Source organism: Acinetobacter soli (genome assembly GCF_000760595.1).
Taxonomy (GTDB): Bacteria; Pseudomonadota; Gammaproteobacteria; order Pseudomonadales; family Moraxellaceae; genus Acinetobacter; species Acinetobacter soli.
On sequence record NZ_BBNM01000017.1, the window covers coordinates 1 to 18,698 of the forward strand.

An 18,698-nucleotide genomic window follows, 5' to 3' on the forward strand; every position below is an offset into this window, starting at 1 on the left:
CTTTCTTTCAACTTAACCCTGTAAGCTAAGTTGCTTTCGTGTATCGCGTCGGGATGAGTGCATTATAGGAGATTTTTTTTGGCACGCAAGTGTTTTTAAGCCTTTGTTTTGTCGAGTGTTCTATTTTTACGCACCAACTTGATGCAAAAATTGCAAAATAACAACCTAAACCTCTAATTATAAAAGAGAAATATGAAAAAAATATTTCTCTTTTATTTTATTTGCTTTTATTTGTGTGTGGTTTTTATTTGAACGCTCAAGATTTTTACCGCTTGTTTAGGTACGTTTTGGTGCATTCCCACATTGGCAGTAGGTACATTTGCGATTTTATCGACCACATCCATACCCTTGGTCACTTTACCAAACACTGCATAACCAGCATCACGCGATGATGCATTTAAGAAGGTATTGTCTGCCACATTAATAAAAAACTGACTGGTGGCCGAATTTGGGTTACTGGTTCGCGCCATTGCCAGTGTACCGCGTGTATTACTCAAACCATTTGATGCTTCATTTTTAATGGGAGCAGCCGTTGGTTTTTCTTTCATGTTGGACTCTAGCCCACCGCCTTGAATCATGAAGCCTGGAATCACACGATGAAAAATCGTGCCGTTATAAAAGTTACTCTTAATATAGTTTTCAAAATTTTTTGCTGAAACAGGTGCCTTTTGATCATATAGCTCAATTTCAATATTGCCCAGTGTGGTTTTCATTTCCACCTGAGTATTAGCAAGCGCATGCGCACTCATGAGCAAAGCAGCAGATAAACATAACGATTGTTTGAGCATTTTAATTCCTGATACATCATTCAAAAAATAAGCCTTAGGCATCCATCTAATCAACTCATCTGATGATCAGTGAAGACCAGACTTGTTGACCTAAGGCATAAAGCGGATTCAGCATTTAAGCATATTTGTTCCAAAACTTACGAAAACCGCGACTCATCTGAATCAGGTTAGCTTTGGCTTGATGCGATACTGGCGTTAGATTAATAAAGCCATGTGTTTGATCGAGATACTCTTCAAAATGTACTTTAACGCCATTTTGACGTAGCTTGTGGCTGTAAATCTCACCTTCATCATGCAAGACATCATGCCCGGCCGTAACAATATAGGCAGGCGCCATTTTTTTAAAATTGCCATAAGTTGGCGATATGATTGGATCATCCAGACGAACGTCATGCTGGGTCGCATAATAGTCCGTCACGTAGTCGATATCTGTACCGGTTAGCACCAATCCGTCTTTATAGGCATAAAAGGATGGATGGCGACTTTTAAAATCTACAGCCGGATAGATGAGGAACTGCGCATCAGGCGCATAAACTTTACCCACTGCACGCTGCGCGATCACCGTACTGATGTTTCCGCCCGCGCTATCTCCAGCCACCGCAATTCGATTTTTTAAGATTTTGAAATGTCGTTTGTTTTGATATACCCATGCCAGTGCATCTTCACAGGACTGAATTAAACGTTGTGGCGATACTTCGGGAGCAAGCGGATATTCAATACTGAGTACCTGAGCTTGACTGTATTTTGCAATCAAGCGACACGCTTCATCATGGGTATCTACACTGCCAACGACAAATCCGCCTCCATGATAAAACACAATCATCGGCAATTTTTTGCTGGGTGCAGGATGATAATGCCGCGCAAATATCGTTCCGCTTTGCAAAGGTAGACGGATATCCTCGACAGATGCAACAGCGGTGGGTTTACGCCGAATGGTTTGCATTTGCAGCTCAAACGCTTGACGAGATTGCTCTACATCGGAACCAATAAAGCCGACCAAACCTTGTTTAAGCTGAACAGCCATAAGGCATTTGGTAAAACTGTCTAACTGCGGATATTGATAGGGATAGCCCAATACGCGGACAAGCGATTCCTGCACAAATGAAGGAAGCTTATCGAGAACACGAGCCGCAGGCCCCTGACCTTTTTCAAGTAGTTCCTGAATATTTTGAGTAATGGCAACCACCGCTGTCTCCCTTCGATGTTTATATTTTTGGCATATGTGGGTCATGTATGACTATATTCTTGTTTAAAAGTGGCAATCAAGCCTGTTCTGTGTTGCTTTTATTAAACGTAGACGGTTTTTGTTAAATGTCATTGACCGCAGAAACACGGATTTTTCATGATTTGCCCATAAACATCAAATCAAATTAAGGTGGTCGTTCAATCGACAAAAAATAAACCCCTAAATCATCGGGTGACTTAGGGGTTTATTGATGGGTTTGTTACTGCACAATCCGTTGTGACATATTGATAAACAAACCAGAGTGAACATCCTGTTCGCTTTCAAACATCTTAGTCGAATACCTCATGCTTACCCAGAGGAGATTCCTGCGCAAGCTGTAGGTTATTTCTTCGGCGACTGTCATCTTATGTAGACACTTGATCTCAGTAGCAGCTTTGATCAGGTTAAGTTTTTCACCTAGGTGGCATCCTGAAGGCAAACAAACGATCTAATTAAGTGACCCGTACTCTGATATTACTGAATTGTTGAAGCGTCAGTAGACGGCTGTGCCATTTCAGGCGCTGCTTGTACAGGCTGTTGAGTTTGAGTTGAAGCACCCGCTTCAGCTGCAACACCACCTTGTACTCCGGCTTGCGGACTAGATGTTGTTTGAGCAGAACCAGATGCATTCAAACCGGCTTCAGAGGCACAGCCTACAGCAGTTAACGCAACACCGGCACACACCAACGACATAAGCGCTAATTTTTTCATGGGATCTTTCCTTTCACTATGACAAATTAAAAATATGCAAAGTCCAACTTTGCGCTGCCTATCATTCCCAATTTTTTCTAGTGGTGCTCGCACAATTCGTTGGAGTTTTTAGGCTTGCCAGTAGCGATTGTGAAATTTTTTATTAATCGGCTTTTTTGCATAAAAATCTTCATATTTTGCTTTAAAAGCTCGTAATTTTTTAATCTTTTTGATGTTTTTTGAAATTTTATACTTTTTAGCACATAAACCGGTTGTCTCATATATTTATAAAAACCATACAAAGAAGATTACGCCGCGAAACAATGATTTTCGCGGCTCAGATACCCTTCGCTATGTGAGTTGTATTTCATGCAGGCTTTTTTTAAAAAAAGTTCTGCATCTGCAGATCTTGATTAGGGCCATTTCATCTCACCTTTAACCACTTTTGCACCCAGTTCCAGATTGCTGTTTTCAGTTAAAGTGGGATACTGCTGTTGCATGATTTGAACCACGTCGGCCGATGTTTTACTGGCCTGAACGGCTTTTTCATAATCTTTGATGTAATTAATCGAAAAATTAACCGCAGCCAAATCTTGTGGTGCATGCGCTGCCATATGTGCTGGAATCACGACTTTCGGATGTAACGCCTGAATACTGCTTAAGGTCTCTAGTACGGCTTGACGGTCTTGAGTGCGCGGTGTATCCGCCATCCACAAATGAATGCCTGACGATACAGCAATTCCCCCCACCACAGCTTGGGCATCTGGAATATATAAATACGTCAGTTCATTTTTGCCTTTGATTTCGATCTTTTGATCTCCAAGTTTCAAAGTTTTAGCTCGATAAATTTCGGGCACGATGATCTTTGAAGGGGCATTTGCGCCCATGAGAGGTGACCAGTAGTTCACTTTGAGGGCCTGAGTTTGCTGAATATGCTGCACTGTTTCTGGTGTAGCTAAAATTTTGGCTGCCGGAAAGTATTGCTTTAAGACATCCAAACCAAAGTAATAATCTGGATCGCCATAGCTGATAAAAATGGTATTGAGTGTTTTACCACTGTCGAGTATTTCGGCCGCAAGACGCAGTGCCTCAGATTTAGAAAACTGAGCATTGACTAGCATCACTTCTTTATCATTTTCAATGAGCGTCGAGGTCACACCAAAATGCTCTGGCTGTGCCACAAAGCTTTTAATCGTCACGGTTTGAGCAAAAGCCGTGCTGACTGCAAGGCTGGTCATTATGGCGGCAGCAAGTGTGGTATTTTTAATAAAATTCATGTGTGTCTCCTAAAGATGGAATACACTTTAAGCTGCAACTTGTGTTTAATAAATCGGCATTTTCAAGATAAACTGTTGCATATCTTGCAACAATAATGTGGTTAATGATGGATACTTTAAAAGCCATGCGGGTTTTTGTCGCAATTGCTCATCATGGCAGTTTAGCCAGAGCTGCCGATCAGCTGGATTATTCGCGCGCCATGGTGTCACGTTATCTCCATCATTTAGAGCACACCTTCTCGATTCGCTTGTTTCAACGTAATACCCGTAAAATCTCACTAACGCCATCGGGTGAAAAAGCACTGCGTTACTGTGAAAATATTTTACAGCAGCAGTTGTTACTGCATGATTTAGCCGCGCATGAACAACAAAGCGGCAGCATTCGTCTTACCTGCGGTTTGTTTTTGTACCAGTTGGGACTGAATCGTTGTTTACGTGCCTTTCAGGCAGCTTATCCTCAAATTCAGTTTGATTTAACGCTCACAGAAAATGCATTGGATTTAATCGACGGCAATATCGATTTGGCGCTGCGCATTACGCAGAAAATTGCCGATGGCTTGATTGCACGCCCCATTTACACCATTGCTTCGACCTTTTGTGCCCATCCAGACTATTTGGCTCAAGCACCTGAGTTGAACCATCCGAGCCAGTTATTGCAACACGCCTGTATCAGTCATCAACATTATAGTCAGTACTGGACGCTCATTGATGCCGAGCAGCATCCGCAAAATTATCCAATCCAGAGCAGCTTTAAAAGTAATGATGTGAATGCTTTATATGATATGTGTATAAATGGTCAAGGCATTGCCATGTTGCCCAGTTTATTGGTACAGCAAGATTTGGCAATCGGTCGACTGGTTCGCGTCTTACCAGAGTATACCGCAACCGATTTATCGCTCTCGCTGGTGTATGCCTCTCGACAGCATTTGCCGCACATGACCCAGATTTTGATTGCATTTTTAATGGAACATCTGGGCAATTACCTGAATTGTGAAGAATAATTTTTTTATCTGTTTTCTATGACTTGAATTTTTAAGCAATGCCCATACCTCTATGATTATTCACAAATGAACAAAATTCGTGGCAGTTCAGGAATTTGCAGTTACAAACACTGATGCCCAAAGGACTGTACATGTTTAAGAACCCTTTTAAACGGAGATCATCAATGGCTAATGAGCAAAACGAGCAGGCTCAAGACTTATCTTCAGAGCAAGCAGCACTTAACACTGAGCACACTCAAACTGAAGAAACCGAGCAGGTCGCTGAGATTAGCGTTGAAGATTTGCAAGCTCAGATCAGCAAGCTTGAAGAAAGCCTCAAGCTTGAAAAAGCACGCGCAGCCAATGCCATTTACGAAGCTGAAAAAGTAAAAGAACGCGCTGAACGTGAAGCAGAAAGTGCCAAAAAATTTGCGCTTGAAAAATTTGCAAAAGGCTTGCTCGATTCAGTCGACAACCTTGAGCGCGCCATTCAGGCTGCGGGCGACGAAAAAACACCTTTAGTTGAAGGTATTGAGCTGACCTTGAAATCATTGACCACTACGCTTGAAAAATTTGAAGTGGCTGCGGTAGATACCTCGAATGGGTTCAACGCCGACCTGCATCAGGCCGTCGGGATTGATCCAACAGCGAAGGCCGGTGAGATTGGCAATGTCTTACAAAAAGGCTACACCCTTTCAGGTCGTTTGTTGCGCCCAGCCATGGTGACTGTCGGTCAATAATTGAATAAATCGGAACGTGTTTTGATTTTTTTTGATGAAAATGCTTGAAAAAAATCAATTCACTCTCATATCGGATAACAAGCAAAAACATTGCAAAAAAATTTTGAGGAATTGAACTCATGGCAAAAATTATCGGTATTGACTTAGGTACAACCAACTCATGTGTCGCTGTACTTGAGGGCGATAAAGTTAAAGTAATTGAAAACGCAGAAGGCGCGCGTACTACACCATCGATCATTGCGTATAAAGATGGCGAAATCTTGGTAGGTCAGTCTGCAAAGCGTCAGGCGGTTACGAACCCTAAAAACACATTGTTCGCCATTAAGCGTTTAATCGGTCGTCGTTACGAAGATCAAGCCGTACAAAAAGACATCGGCTTAGTCCCTTACAAAATCATCAAAGCAGACAATGGTGATGCGTGGGTTGAAGTAAACGACAAAAAATTAGCGCCACAACAGGTTTCTGCTGAAATCTTGAAAAAGATGAAGAAAACGGCTGAAGACTATCTTGGCGAAACAGTAACAGAAGCGGTGATTACTGTTCCTGCATACTTTAACGATGCACAGCGTCAAGCCACTAAAGATGCTGGTCGTATTGCAGGTCTTGATGTGAAACGTATCATCAACGAACCAACTGCTGCGGCACTTGCGTTTGGTATGGACAAGAAAGAAGGCGACCGTAAAGTTGCTGTTTACGACTTGGGTGGTGGTACATTTGACGTATCGATCATCGAAATTGCTGACCTTGATGGCGACCAGCAAATCGAAGTGTTATCGACCAACGGTGATACTTTCCTAGGTGGTGAAGACTTTGACAACGCATTGATTGAATACTTGGTTGAAGAATTCAAGAAAGAACAAAGTGTGAATCTGAAAAATGATCCGCTTGCGTTACAACGTTTGAAAGAAGCTGCTGAAAAAGCAAAAATTGAGCTTTCTTCATCGAATGCGACTGAAATCAACTTGCCGTACATCACGGCTGACGCAACTGGTCCGAAACACTTGGTGATCAACGTTACTCGTGCAAAACTTGAAGGTTTGGTTGCAGACTTGGTTGCGCGCACCATTGAACCTTGCCGTATTGCGCTTAAAGATGCAGGTCTTTCGACTTCTGATATCTCTGACGTGATCTTGGTCGGTGGTCAGTCTCGTATGCCACTTGTACAACAAAAAGTACAAGAGTTCTTCGGTAAAGAGCCACGTAAAGACGTGAACCCGGACGAAGCTGTGGCAATCGGTGCTGCAATTCAAGGTGCAGTCTTGTCTGGCGACAAAAATGACGTATTGCTTCTTGACGTTACCCCATTGACTTTGGGTATCGAAACTATGGGCGGCGTACTCACAGCAATTATCGAGAAAAATACCACGATTCCTGCGAAGAAATCACAAGTGTTCTCGACTGCTGCTGACAACCAACCTGCTGTAGATATCTCGGTTTACCAAGGTGAACGTAAGATGGCTCAACAAAACAAATTGTTGGGTAACTTCCAATTAGGTGACATTCCACCTGCGCCACGTGGTGTGCCACAAATTGAAGTGTCTTTTGACATCAACGCCGACGGTATCTTGAAAGTATCTGCAAAAGACAAGAGCACAGGTAAAGAGCAATCGATCCAGATTAAAGCAAACTCAGGTTTGTCTGATGCTGAAATCGAAGCAATGATCAAAGATGCAGAAGCAAACGCCGAAGAAGACCGTAAGTTTGAAGAACTTGCAAAAGCGCGTAACGAAGCTGATGCATTAATTTCAAGCTCAAACAAAGCAGTGAAAGATCTTGGCGACAAAGTGACTGAAGATGAAAAAACTGCTGTTGCAACTGCGGTGACTGAACTTGAAGCAGCCACTAAAGAAAATGATGTAGACGCGATCAAAGCGAAAACTGAAGCGCTACAAAACATTTTGATGCCAATCACGCAACGTGCTTATGAGCAAGCTCAAGGCGCTGAAGGTGGTGCACAAGGTTTTGATCCAAATGCATTCCAAGGCGGCGAAGCTGGTCAGCAACAAAAAGCAGATGATGGCGTTGTCGATGCTGAATTCACTGAAGTGAAAGACGACAAAAAATAATTGATCGTTTTTTGAAAAAGCGTCCGATTTATCGGGCGCTTTTTTTATGTATATTGATATTATCCAAGAAACAACACTTTGCTGAAGGAACAGTAATGAAAAACAGCCTCTTTATTCAAACTCGCCATTCAAACACACAGCGCATTCAATGGATTAAACCGTCTGCGACAATCTTGTCACTCTTGGTTGTGCCCTTTGCATGGTGTGCGAGCGCCAATGTAGCAGCTCAGCAAATTGCGCTGGTGGGTACATGGACATCTATTCCGGATGCGCCGCTGGTGCAAAAGCCAGCTCAGGCCAGCGATGGGTTGTATCAACTTCAAATGAATGAGGATGGTACCTTAACGCCAACACATGTTTTTAAAATGAAAAGTCCTTCTTGGATTGTAAAATCTAAAGATGGACGTTTTGCTTACACCACCAACGAAGAAAATAAAGGTGAAGTGACTGCCATTTCAGTTCAGTCCAATCAAGTTAAAGTGCTCAATACAGTAGACAGCCATGGTGGACACCCGACGCATGCGTCCATCAGTCTCGATAATAAATTTCTGGTAGTTTCAAACTATTCAGCAATCGATAAAAATCGCGGTGGCGTGACTGTTTTTCCAATTTTGCCAAACGGCCATTTGGGTGAAAAAATTCAAAATATTGTTTTTTCGGAAGGATCAAACGTAGTAAAAGGTCGTCAGGACAGTGGCCATGCCCACTCCACGACGTTTAGTCCAGATGGTCAGTATTTGTATGCGGCCGATCTGGGCAATGACAAAGTATACGCCTTTCAATATCACCCCAATCAAACCCAGCCGCTCAAGGCAGATCCTCGCCGAGATGTGACCTTTGCTCCGGGTTCTGGCCCACGTCATATGGTCTTTTCCGCAAATGGTCAACATGCATACGTGACCGCAGAAATGTCGAGTGAAATTGTGACCTTCAAGGTGCAAGATGGTTATCTGAAAAAAGTCGCACAAAATAAACTGGTTGCAGCGCATGCAACACCTAAATTTAAGAGTGCCAGCGGCATTATTCTCAGTCCAGATGGCAAATACATCATCACTGCCAACCGCGGCTCACATAACGCTCTTTTGGTGTTTAAAGTTCAACCGAATGGTTTACTTGCTCAACCCGTGTCTTATAAAGCCAATGGCATTGAACCGCGTGCTTTTTCATTCGATACCACAGGTCGATATCTGTATGTAGCCAACGTATTTAGCAATAACATTAGCTTATTTCACTTTGACCCGAAGCACGGCACATTAAAGCCTGCTGGTGATGCCGCCAAGATATCTACACCGACAGATATTAAGTTCTTTGAATAATATAAACTAACAATCAGCACTGGGTTTACTCAAGTTAATGGATTAACTGATTGCCATTAAGCCTGTTGATCTGGTTTAAAAACTTTCAGTTTATTCCTTACTGGCCTGAGAAAATTCAAAATCCCACAAAAGGCGGTGATTGTATCTAAAATTTTGCCGTGCTACGGTATAAACAATATTGAAGATGAATGTTAGTCGGGAGATATCAGTGAGTTATTATCATATTTTGATTGAAGTGAACGATCACATCAGCACAATTGAGCAAACACGTGATATCGAGATTTTTGATATTATTGAGATCAAACCCTTTTTACATTCGATTTTACTGCCGTATTTCAACGAACAAATTATTGAATTAGAAGATGAAAATCTTGATTATCAGGATATTTTACATCTTGAAGTTAAACAAACGCTGCTACCAATTAAAGACTTGATTGAAGAAGAACAAAAACTGCTACCAAGCGACACCGATGTCACCATCACGGCTTACGAAATTTTTAATGATCGTGAACTCAGCCAAGATGTCACTACCGTCATTATGGATATTTTAGAAGCGGTAAAATTGGATCAGCCTCCAATCGAACTTTAACTATTAAACAGTCAGCATAAAAAAAGGGCGATACCGGTCTGATCGCCCTTTTTTATTTTATTGCATCATGCGTCTTGCTTGCTCTTGTCGGAAGGCACGTAAAATTTGTTGCCCCGCCCGACCCGTCGGATTTAGGCCCAATCGGGTTTGCTCTTGCTGAATCGCCTGACGACTTTTATCTCCAATCAAACCATCTACCGCTCCGATATCATAGCCACGCTGAAGTAAAAACTGCTGGATTTCACGGCGCTCGGCACGTGAGGTTCCCGGATCATCTGTGGGCCATGCGGTTAGAAAAGGTCCGGCACCTTGGAGACGATCTGACAAATGTGCAATTGCCAGACCATAACTTTCTGCGGCGTTATAGCTATAAATGGCATCGAAGTTTTTAAAGACTAAAAATGCTGGTCCGGTCGCACCTGCAGGTAGCATTAAGCCCGCTGGCGTATTCGACGAGAGATTTCCCTGAATTAAAGCCGTTCCATCTGCGCGTGTTAGGCCTTGTGCCAACCAGTAGCTCAGTGGACGTTTATTACGACGCCCTTCGCCCGAGACAGACATTCCGGGAGGTAATTGCACTTCAAAACCCCATGGCATCCCCGTTTGCCAGCCTGCCTGTTTTAAGAAATTGGCTGTCGATGCTAAGGCATCTGGCACACTTGAGACCAAATCGCGACGCCCGTCTCCATCAAAATCGACTGCCAATCGATCATAAGTCGATGGCATAAACTGCGTATGGCCAAACGCCCCTGCCCACGAGCCTTTTAACTGATCTAAACGCAGATCGCCGCGCTGTAAAATACGTAATGTGGTAAAAAATTCACCACGGAAATAACTTTGTCGACGCCCTTCACAGCTGAGTGTCCCCAGTGCTTGTAACAACGGATATTTACCGGAAATATCACCATAATTACTTTCGACACCCCACACCGCCACAATGGTTTCAACAGGTACACCATACACCTGCGAGGCGCGGTTCAACACATCTCGATACTGTGCCAGTTTTTGCTTTCCAGCATCTACACGTTCGTTATCGACCAAACCAGACAGATAATCCCAGATCGGCGTTGAAAATTCGGGCTGGTAATTAAGTTTATCTATGACTGAGTAATCTGGAGTCAAATTTTGTGTGTATTGGTCGTAGGTCGATTCAGAAACACCCGATGCAATCGCCTGTGAGCGTAGATTTGCAAGACAACGCTGAAAATTATCATTTTGTGGTGTAACGGCTGTGGTCATGACAGGTTTATTTGTGGTTGAGCCATTCACCACTTTTTCATTCAAAATTAATTCGGCATGCGCGGGCGCCATCAGCAATGAACACGTACCAAGAAAAAAAGACAAACGTCGCATTATTATCATCACCTGTTTTAAATTTAAAAAAGCAAATCCTGTGCTTACCTTAGCACTATGGCAACGAAATCAAAGCGTGAATTCGTAAATTTGAATTCATATTCTGCACTTTAAATTCAAAGTATAGAAAAAGTTATCCACACCACTCATTTTAAATTCAAAAACAGTTCAAAAAGTTTAAATTCAAATCCAGACATTTTAAATTCAAAAATTTTTCACGCTTTTATTGCATTCAAGCTGTGGATAAGTCACTTTAACTTGGTTTTGAATTCAAATCGCATCTAAAGAAAAACTTTGAATTCAAAGTTTTCATATTGTTTTAAATTTAAAGTTTTATTGTGCGCAGAATTTGAATTTAAAACAGATCATTTGCAGGAATTCATCACGGCTAATTGTGTTTTTGAACACGATTTTAAATTCATTGCAGTGGCTGAATATCTACTGTTCCAAAATCAGGGCGGCTATCTTACCCAAAAAAAAATTAAAAAAAAGCGACCAGCTTGCTGATCGCTTGATTTATACACCTGAAATGAACTAAATGGTTATGTCTTGAGTTAATGCCAACGGTTCTGGCAAAATTTCCGCCAATTGACGACATAAATGCGTCAATTCACTTTGATTCAACGGCATTAAAGTGATGTGTCCCAATTTACGGCCTTCACGTTCGCTCTTGTTATACAAGTGCAAATGCGCGCCGTTCAGCGCCAAAACATCTTCAGATTTTGGATGCTGACCAATAATATTCACCATCACTGTCGGGCGAACCACCTCGGTCGAACCCAAAGGCAAGCCAGCAACGGCACGAACATGATTTTCAAATTGTGAGCACACCGCACCTTCAATCGACCAGTGGCCCGAATTATGAACACGTGGTGCCATTTCGTTGGCAAATAAGCCCTGTTCGGTGACAAACAGCTCAAGCGTTAGAACACCCACATAATTCAGATGGTTCAGCAGACGCGTAATGTAATCCTGAGCAACAGGCTGTAAGGCTTCACTGCGAGGTGCAGGCACAATCGAATGCGACAAAATGCCGTGATGATGGTGATTTTCTGCCAACGGCCAAGTTTTCACTTCACCATCTTGACCACGCACTGCAATAATCGAAACTTCACGAGAAAACTGAACAAAACTTTCTGCAATCAATGATTTGGCAGGGCCAAGCTCTTGCCAAGCTTGATCAATTTGCTCCGCTTCACGCAGTACAAACTGACCTTTGCCATCGTAACCGCCAGTGGCTGTTTTCAGCACAATCGGTAAACCTAGCTGCGCTACAGCAGTTTGAAGCGATTCAAGGCTATCGACGGCTCGAAACGGCGCGACTGGAATCTCCAGACGCTGAAACAGCTCTTTTTCAAGCAAACGATTCTGCGCAGTTGCCAAGGCCTGACGTGGCGGATAAATGGCTTTGTCTTGACTCAGACGGTCTACATCGGCCAATGGCGTATTTTCAAACTCAAGACTAAATACATCTGCACTTTCAATAAATGCCTGCAATGCATTCGGATCTTGCTCGGTAGAGTAAACCTGACCCAAGATTGCTGCTGGACAATCTGCATTCGACTCGAAGAACGTACATTCAAGATTAAGGGGCAGGGCCGCTTGTGCCATCATACGGCCAAGCTGTCCACCACCAAAAATTCCGATGGTTTTATTCATGATCGCCTCGTTATGCCTGACCTGGAATGTTATTGCTGGCTACCTTATCGGTTTGTGCAGCACGAAAATCCGCCACGTTTTGCGCAATCTCTGGACGCGTCAGCCCTAAAATCTGTGCCGCCATAATCGCTGCATTGGTTGCGCCTGCCGGGCCAATCGCCAAAGTACCCACTGCAATACCCGCAGGCATTTGTACAATCGAAAGCAAAGAATCGACACCGTTTAAGATCGATGATTTGACTGGAACACCCAATACAGGCAAATCGGTTTTTGCTGCACACATACCTGGGAGGTGCGCCGCGCCGCCTGCACCAGCAATAATCACTTGAATCCCGCGATCACGCGCTGTCTCGGCATATTCAAACAAACGATCTGGTGTCCGATGTGCTGATACCACCTCAGCCTCAAATGGTACGCCAAGCTGTTTGAGCATATTGGCAGTATGTTCCAGTGTTGCCCAATCCGATTGAGACCCCATAATAATTCCGACTAAGGGTTGAGCATCTTTCGCTGCGACCGCGTTCATTGGCACTTCCAGAGAGTAATAAGAAAAACGGGATATCCTGACTTGCATCAAGACAAAAAAGATTATGCGCGCCATTATAGCGTCTTTTTTCGACGTCTCCAAAAATCTTCATCGATTCTGCGATGCTTTTGTACGCTTTTGCTGACAGCATTTCAGGAAATTTTCGACTGTTTTGATGCTGTCAGATCGCCTATTCTAAATTCATCAGGAACAGGACGTTCCAGAACATAAAACAACAATGATACGTTCATGCATCAGGATGTGAGGTACGACAGGCGTTATACCTAGGAACCAAGATACGAGAAAGCCCGACAGGATGTCGGGCTTTTTTGATGATCTCGATTTTTTCTTTACTGACTACGAAATACGAAATACACACAGCCCATCAAACACAGCATGGCCCACAAATAGTCAATCTTAAACGGCTGTTTAAACATAAATAGCATAAACGGCGTAAAGACCAGCAAAGTCACCACTTCTTGGGTAATTTTCATTTGTCCCAGACTCCAGCCATGCTGATCTAGATAACGCGTGGCCGGAATCATAAAACTGTATTCGAGTAGGGCAATGGCCCAGCCAAATAAAATCGCTTGCCAGAGTGGAGCGTGGTGCAAAAACTTTAAGTGTCCGTACCATGCCAAGGTCATGAAACAGTTGGAAATAATCAGCAGCAATAAAGGAAAGGAGAGGGCCATAATGTGCTCAAAAGTGATTGATGCCTGCTTAGCGTACACGGCAATGCTTAAAAGTAAAATCAGTCAATATCACGACTGGCATCACTATACCAATACACGCCATCGGCGTAATGCTTATAGCGCTGCCGTACAGGCAAAAAATTAAGTTCGCGCTGCGTAGTTTGCAGAAATTGCTTGAGGATTATCTGGGAGGATTCATCGACTGAACGCCGATAATCCGAATCGTTCAGCATAATCTTCTGTCCGTTTCGTAAATAAAAATGGATGCAAATTTTAGAACTTTTTAAGGCAGGTGCTTGAGTGGCATAGTCATAACTATAAAAACCTACAATATCGGCTTTGGCATAGCACTGTGGCAGCGCCTGACCCAACTGCACATACATGCAACTGGCATCAAACCAGATCTGAACCTGCTTTGAAAACATGCGCACCAACCCTGCAACCGTCCCGAAATACAGTAGAAATAAGAGACTGACAGGCCCTAAATAAAAGTCTGCACCCACTACATAGACATAGATCAGTACAAAAACCAGCAAAACAGGCACACACATCCATAGCACCTGAAATGCTGAATAAGGATACACCCGCTCAAAGCTAAAAATCCGGGTGGGTTGCGTCTGTATAATGGATGCTTTACTCACTGCTCAGCTTGCTACAAATTTACGCGCTAAGCATTACTATGCCGTATTTTTAGCCAGAATGCGACGACCTCAGCCGATAACAAGAAAAACTATCTTTTCAGAAACAGCCTTGATATCGTTGCACTCAAATTTTAACGATTTAGACAACAGCACCGAGCAAATGAAGTGATGTGTCAATGACAGTGGAGTAGGCAAGTAATGCATCTGCATATTTTGGGTATTTGTGGCACATTTATGGGTTCTTTGGCGCTTTTGGCCCGCGATCTGGGTCATAAAGTGACAGGTTCCGATGCCAACGTCTATCCACCCATGTCGACTCAACTCGAACGTGCAGGCATCGAATTGATGCAAGGTTACGACCGAAGCCACTTACAACCACACCCTGATCTGGTCATTGTGGGCAATGCCATGAAACGTGGTATCGATGCGATCGAGTACATGCTGAATCAGGGCCTACCTTATATCTCCGGCCCACAATTTCTGGCCGATCATGTATTGCAAGGCAAACATGTGTTGGGCGTTGCAGGGACACATGGCAAAACCACCACTACAACTATGCTGGCCTGGGTGCTCGACCAGGCGGGTTTAAATCCCGGCTTTTTGATTGGCGGTGTTCCGCTGGGTTTTAGCGAAAGTGCGCGTTTGGGCGGCGGAAAATATTTCTGTGTTGAAGCGGATGAGTACGATTCTGCTTTTTTTGATAAACGCTCCAAGTTTGTTCATTATCACCCTAAAACAGCGATTTTAAATAACCTCGAATTTGACCATGCCGACATCTTTGATGATCTGGCTGCCATTCAAAAACAGTTTCATCATCTGGTACGTACCATTCCAAGTGAAGGCTGTATTATTAGTCCAACCACCGAAACCAATATTGATGAAGTCTTGGCTATGGGCTGCTGGACGCCTGTGGTTCGTACCAGCTTAAATGCCAACGATGCACAAATCAGTGCTGAGCAACTCAGCGCCGACGGTAGTCATTTTAAAGTCCTTGAACACGGCGTGGTTCAAGGTGAAGTTCGCTGGAATATGACCGGTCAGCATAGCGTTGCCAATGCACTTGCAACTATTGCGGCGGCTCAGCATGTCGGAGTGAGTATTGCACAGGCCTGTGAGGCGTTATCTGCTTTTGGCGGTGTGAAGCGTCGTATGGAACTGTTGGGAACCATTCGGGGGATTGAAGTGTATGACGACTTTGCCCATCACCCCACTGCAATTGAAACTACGCTCGATGGTGCACGTCAACGTTTGGGTAACCGCCGTTTATGGGCAGTGATTGAACCGCGCTCGAATACCATGCGCATGGGCAGTCATAAAGAGGGATTGGCAGATGCTGCACGTCTGGCCGATGAAGTCATATGGTATCAACCAGAAGGTCTAGACTGGGATTTGCAGCCCGTGATTGAGGCTGCGGTTAATTCTGCACAAGTCAGTCACTCGCTGGATGAGATTATTCAGCGAATTCGTTCAGAAGCCGCTGAAGGTGATGCGGTCGTCATCATGTCGAATGGTGGTTTCGGTGGGCTGCATCAAAAATTAATTTCTGCTTTACAAGATTAATTCATCAGCAGCGCTGCTTGAGTGAAGGGGCTTCATTTGTGCCTTCACTCGAGTCATGTCTTCAATTGCTGCTTAAACAGTCAATTCTTACAAAACTGTGCGGATTTACAATTTCAGATTGTGCTGATTTCTTTATGATGCGTGCTTTCTTCATTTGAGAGTGGAGGGCACATGCCTATTGAAACGCTCAATCTCGAGCTGTTTAGCCTGATCAATGCATCGGCCGAAGCGAAGCCGTGGATCATTCATCTGGCTATTTTTATTGCCAATGATTTACTGTATCTGGTGTTAGGTCTGCTGGTTTTTTTGTGGTGCTTTGGCGATCTTGCCAACAAGGAACGTGCCTTAAGAGCAGTCTTATTGACCTCGATTGCACTCGGTTTTGGTTATTTGATTTCACTGTATTATCCACATTCGCGTCCCTTTGTACTGGGTGTTGGTCATACCCTGATTGAGCACAGCGCTACCGCTTCCTTTCCAAGTAATCACATGCTGATTTTTAGTACCATCGCATTGTCATACTTAAGTGTTGGGCGACGAGTGGCTGGCGGCATTTTATTGCTCATGGCGTTTGCAGTGGCTTGGTCACGTATTTATATTGGGGTACATTTCCCGCTGGATATGCTCGGTGCCTTTGGTGTGGCGTTGGTGATTAATGGCCTTGGCGTATATATATGGCCGCTGTGTCAAACGCACATTATGCACATGGCAGTTGCCGCATATTCATGGTTATTTCATCCGCTACTGCGTCGTGGCTGGTTGAAATAAAGCTGTGACTCGGTGCTTGATCTTTGATCGCGACTGTGGCATGCTTTTCATCCAAAGCAAAATTTAGTTTGACAAGGGGAGTAGCCTCCTCCAAGCGTTTCGAGCATGACTCAAACGCGTCAGATATCGTCAATACACTTTGAAAAAAGTCGGTATCTGAGCACAGCGTTCTTATTCTGTGTAGGCAAGACCTTGATCATGTTGTTTCAGATTATTATGTTATCTGGCAGCTGGTCGAGGTTTTTTTATGACTGCTTGCCGGATAGGGAGAAAAAAATGGACTCTATCGGCAATCCATGGCTGTATCTGGTCTTCTTTGGCATCGTGTTTGTGATGCTATTGATTGACTTTTTAGGCTTCAAACAAAAAAAAGCAGACGAAGTACCGCTCAAGCAAGCACTGACTTGGAGTATTGCATGGGTCACGGTTGCACTCTTGTTTGCAGGCGGACTCTGGCTCTATCTACAACAAACGGCAACACTGGCGATCGCTAATCAGAAGACCATGGAATATCTGGCAGGTTATCTGCTTGAAAAATCCTTAGCAATTGATAATGTCTTTGTCTGGCTAATGATTTTTGCGGCCTTTGCTGTGCCAGCAGGACTGCAGCGTAAAATTCTGCTTTACGGTGTACTAGGCGCCATTATTTTACGCAGTATCTTTATTTTTATTGGTGCTTGGTTCGTTCAAGAGTTTTCTTGGGTGCTGTACATCTTTGGTGCTTTCTTGGTGTATACCGGCTTTAAATTCCTTAAAGGTCAGGGCGAAGAAGAACAAAACATCGAAGATATGAAGGTGCTGAAATGGTTACGTAAGCATATGCGAATTACCCAGAACTTCCATGGCGATCGTTTCTTTATCCGTGAGCAAGGTGTGCTCTGGGCAACACCGTTATTTATTGTGCTGATTCTGGTTGAATTTTCGGATGTTATTTTTGCAGTCGATTCAATTCCTGCAATCTTTGCCGTAACCACCGATCCGTTTATTGTTTTAACCGCAAACTTGATGGCGATTTTAGGCTTGCGTGCCATGTTCTTCTTGCTGGCAGGTGCGGCATCTAAAATGCACTATTTACCGTATGGTCTGGGCATCATCTTGCTGTTCATCGGTTTCAAAATGCTCATGCTGGATGTGTTCCACATGCCAATCTGGATCTCGCTCAGTTTTATTGTGATTGTATTGGGAATCACGGCGTGGCTTTCGATGCGTCACAACAAGAAACAAGAGTTGTCTGACTCTTAAGCTAAAGCACCACATAAAAAATGCCTTTGACTTGTTCAAAGGCATTTTTTATAGCATTAACACTTTTATGAGCGGCTTAAAGATACCACATAGCGCACATACACCCATGAAAGCCCCATCATGGCCAGATTCATTATCACTGGATTAAAGGCCTGAACCAAAGTGGAGGGCAGTAACAACATTACGAGCAGCAACAGAAACAGCAAACCCAGTAAATTAAAGTAATGCAGGACCTTGCTGGCATAGAACAAAAACAACAAGCCAAAGATTACCTCAGCCACACCTGAAGCATAGACAGCACGTAGTGCCCATACCTCAGAAACACCTAAAACCTGCCAGATTTTGAGCTCGTCGGGGTGCTGCCATATCAATTTCGGTACCATCCCCTGATAGCACCAAAAAAAGGCAAGTAGGCGATTAATGGTTTTACAAATGGGATCATTGTGCACGTGGATTCATCTCTGAGCGTCCTTAAAGGAATAAATACGCTCACATATTCTACATCCACAGTCCGCAAACCTGTAAAGGATCAATCATTTATCTGTGCACATTACCAGGTGCCTTTCTTGGCAAGAAATTTGCA

18 protein-coding genes are annotated in these 18,698 nt (G+C 43.6%); 8 read left to right on the plus strand and 10 right to left on the minus strand.

Features of this window, described 5'->3' with window-relative positions; all coding sequences use genetic code 11:
- Window positions 1–227 precede the first annotated feature (227 nt).
- From Aso01_RS15025 to Aso01_RS15040, 4 genes are all read right to left on the minus strand, one after another.
- A complete protein-coding gene (locus Aso01_RS15025; RefSeq protein WP_004933392.1) occupies window positions 228–788 on the minus strand; it encodes a peptidylprolyl isomerase A in 561 nt (186 codons plus the stop codon).
- A 115-nt stretch (window positions 789–903) separates the two neighbouring features.
- Complete coding sequence (locus Aso01_RS15030; protein WP_004933395.1) at window positions 904–1,974, minus strand: alpha/beta hydrolase; 1,071 nt, start codon at window positions 1,972–1,974, stop codon at window positions 904–906.
- A gap of 513 nt (window positions 1,975–2,487) precedes the next feature.
- Complete coding sequence (locus Aso01_RS15035; RefSeq protein ID WP_004933398.1) at window positions 2,488–2,724, minus strand: hypothetical protein; 237 nt, start codon at window positions 2,722–2,724, stop codon at window positions 2,488–2,490.
- Window positions 2,725–3,116: 392 nt separating this feature from the next.
- Window positions 3,117–3,980, minus strand: a complete 864-nt coding sequence (locus tag Aso01_RS15040; protein ID WP_004933400.1) for an MBL fold metallo-hydrolase — start codon at window positions 3,978–3,980, stop codon at window positions 3,117–3,119.
- Between the two features lie 107 nt (window positions 3,981–4,087).
- Between Aso01_RS15040 and Aso01_RS15045 the strand changes: the two genes are divergently transcribed.
- The 5 genes from Aso01_RS15045 to Aso01_RS15065 all read left to right on the plus strand — a co-directional run bounded on the left by Aso01_RS15045 (window position 4,088) and on the right by Aso01_RS15065 (window position 9,671).
- Window positions 4,088–4,981, plus strand: a complete 894-nt coding sequence (locus Aso01_RS15045) for a LysR family transcriptional regulator (RefSeq protein WP_039909762.1) — start codon at window positions 4,088–4,090, stop codon at window positions 4,979–4,981.
- Between the two features lie 164 nt (window positions 4,982–5,145).
- A complete protein-coding gene (gene grpE, locus Aso01_RS15050; protein ID WP_004933414.1) occupies window positions 5,146–5,700 on the plus strand; it encodes a nucleotide exchange factor GrpE in 555 nt (184 codons plus the stop codon).
- 119 nt (window positions 5,701–5,819) lie between these two features.
- On the plus strand, window positions 5,820–7,766 hold the full coding sequence (dnaK, locus tag Aso01_RS15055) for a molecular chaperone DnaK (protein ID WP_004933419.1): 1,947 nt from the start codon (window positions 5,820–5,822) through the stop codon (window positions 7,764–7,766).
- 95 nt (window positions 7,767–7,861) lie between these two features.
- A complete protein-coding gene (locus Aso01_RS15060; RefSeq protein WP_004933425.1) occupies window positions 7,862–9,082 on the plus strand; it encodes a lactonase family protein in 1,221 nt (406 codons plus the stop codon).
- Between the two features lie 184 nt (window positions 9,083–9,266).
- Complete coding sequence (locus Aso01_RS15065; protein ID WP_076033279.1) at window positions 9,267–9,671, plus strand: hypothetical protein; 405 nt, start codon at window positions 9,267–9,269, stop codon at window positions 9,669–9,671.
- 57 nt (window positions 9,672–9,728) lie between these two features.
- On the opposite strand, the gene Aso01_RS15070 is transcribed toward Aso01_RS15065, so the two are convergent.
- The 5 genes from Aso01_RS15070 to Aso01_RS15090 all read right to left on the minus strand — a co-directional run bounded on the left by Aso01_RS15070 (window position 9,729) and on the right by Aso01_RS15090 (window position 14,545).
- Window positions 9,729–11,027, minus strand: a complete 1,299-nt coding sequence (locus tag Aso01_RS15070; protein WP_370736360.1) for a lytic murein transglycosylase — start codon at window positions 11,025–11,027, stop codon at window positions 9,729–9,731.
- Window positions 11,028–11,558: 531 nt separating this feature from the next.
- Window positions 11,559–12,683 (minus strand): 5-(carboxyamino)imidazole ribonucleotide synthase, encoded by a 1,125-nt coding sequence (locus Aso01_RS15075; RefSeq protein WP_004933433.1) that lies wholly within the window; start codon window positions 12,681–12,683, stop codon window positions 11,559–11,561.
- Between the two features lie 10 nt (window positions 12,684–12,693).
- Window positions 12,694–13,209 carry a 5-(carboxyamino)imidazole ribonucleotide mutase gene (gene purE / locus Aso01_RS15080; RefSeq protein ID WP_004933436.1) on the minus strand — a complete coding sequence of 172 codons (516 nt, stop codon included), beginning with the start codon at window positions 13,207–13,209 and terminating at the stop codon, window positions 12,694–12,696.
- Window positions 13,210–13,559: 350 nt separating this feature from the next.
- Window positions 13,560–13,904 carry a DMT family protein gene (locus tag Aso01_RS15085; RefSeq protein WP_004933440.1) on the minus strand — a complete coding sequence of 115 codons (345 nt, stop codon included), beginning with the start codon at window positions 13,902–13,904 and terminating at the stop codon, window positions 13,560–13,562.
- A gap of 59 nt (window positions 13,905–13,963) precedes the next feature.
- Entirely contained in the window at window positions 13,964–14,545 is a 582-nt protein-coding gene (locus Aso01_RS15090) for a hypothetical protein (protein WP_228127963.1), read from the minus strand.
- A gap of 198 nt (window positions 14,546–14,743) precedes the next feature.
- Between Aso01_RS15090 and mpl the strand changes: the two genes are divergently transcribed.
- The 3 genes from mpl to Aso01_RS15105 all read left to right on the plus strand — a co-directional run bounded on the left by mpl (window position 14,744) and on the right by Aso01_RS15105 (window position 18,115).
- Complete coding sequence (mpl, locus tag Aso01_RS15095; RefSeq protein WP_004933445.1) at window positions 14,744–16,105, plus strand: UDP-N-acetylmuramate:L-alanyl-gamma-D-glutamyl-meso-diaminopimelate ligase; 1,362 nt, start codon at window positions 14,744–14,746, stop codon at window positions 16,103–16,105.
- Between the two features lie 171 nt (window positions 16,106–16,276).
- Window positions 16,277–16,873: an undecaprenyl-diphosphatase gene (locus Aso01_RS15100; protein ID WP_004933447.1), complete on the plus strand. Its 597-nt coding sequence runs from the start codon at window positions 16,277–16,279 to the stop codon at window positions 16,871–16,873.
- A 276-nt stretch (window positions 16,874–17,149) separates the two neighbouring features.
- Window positions 17,150–18,115, plus strand: coding sequence for a TerC family protein (locus tag Aso01_RS15105; protein WP_004933450.1), 966 nt, complete (start codon window positions 17,150–17,152; stop codon window positions 18,113–18,115).
- A gap of 65 nt (window positions 18,116–18,180) precedes the next feature.
- On the opposite strand, the gene Aso01_RS15110 is transcribed toward Aso01_RS15105, so the two are convergent.
- Window positions 18,181–18,564 carry a DoxX-like family protein gene (locus Aso01_RS15110; RefSeq protein ID WP_004933452.1) on the minus strand — a complete coding sequence of 128 codons (384 nt, stop codon included), beginning with the start codon at window positions 18,562–18,564 and terminating at the stop codon, window positions 18,181–18,183.
- Window positions 18,565–18,698 lie beyond the last annotated feature (134 nt).

What these genes read in the sequence shown, in the direction of transcription:
- Aso01_RS15025 (WP_004933392.1), bottom strand. Translation starts at nt 788, where the DNA reads ATGCTCAAACAATCGTTATGTTTATCTGCTGCTTTGCTCATGAGTGCG.
- Aso01_RS15035 (WP_004933398.1), bottom strand. Translation starts at nt 2,724, where the DNA reads ATGAAAAAATTAGCGCTTATGTCGTTGGTGTGTGCCGGTGTTGCGTTA.
- Aso01_RS15040 (WP_004933400.1), bottom strand. Translation starts at nt 3,980, where the DNA reads ATGAATTTTATTAAAAATACCACACTTGCTGCCGCCATAATGACCAGC.
- Aso01_RS15045 (WP_039909762.1), top strand. Translation starts at nt 4,088, where the DNA reads ATGGATACTTTAAAAGCCATGCGGGTTTTTGTCGCAATTGCTCATCAT.
- grpE (WP_004933414.1), top strand. Translation starts at nt 5,146, where the DNA reads ATGGCTAATGAGCAAAACGAGCAGGCTCAAGACTTATCTTCAGAGCAA.
- dnaK (WP_004933419.1), top strand. Translation starts at nt 5,820, where the DNA reads ATGGCAAAAATTATCGGTATTGACTTAGGTACAACCAACTCATGTGTC.
- Aso01_RS15060 (WP_004933425.1), top strand. Translation starts at nt 7,862, where the DNA reads ATGAAAAACAGCCTCTTTATTCAAACTCGCCATTCAAACACACAGCGC.
- Aso01_RS15065 (WP_076033279.1), top strand. Translation starts at nt 9,267, where the DNA reads ATGAATGTTAGTCGGGAGATATCAGTGAGTTATTATCATATTTTGATT.
- Aso01_RS15075 (WP_004933433.1), bottom strand. Translation starts at nt 12,683, where the DNA reads ATGAATAAAACCATCGGAATTTTTGGTGGTGGACAGCTTGGCCGTATG.
- purE (WP_004933436.1), bottom strand. Translation starts at nt 13,209, where the DNA reads ATGAACGCGGTCGCAGCGAAAGATGCTCAACCCTTAGTCGGAATTATT.
- Aso01_RS15085 (WP_004933440.1), bottom strand. Translation starts at nt 13,904, where the DNA reads ATGGCCCTCTCCTTTCCTTTATTGCTGCTGATTATTTCCAACTGTTTC.
- mpl (WP_004933445.1), top strand. Translation starts at nt 14,744, where the DNA reads ATGCATCTGCATATTTTGGGTATTTGTGGCACATTTATGGGTTCTTTG.
- Aso01_RS15100 (WP_004933447.1), top strand. Translation starts at nt 16,277, where the DNA reads ATGCCTATTGAAACGCTCAATCTCGAGCTGTTTAGCCTGATCAATGCA.
- Aso01_RS15105 (WP_004933450.1), top strand. Translation starts at nt 17,150, where the DNA reads ATGGACTCTATCGGCAATCCATGGCTGTATCTGGTCTTCTTTGGCATC.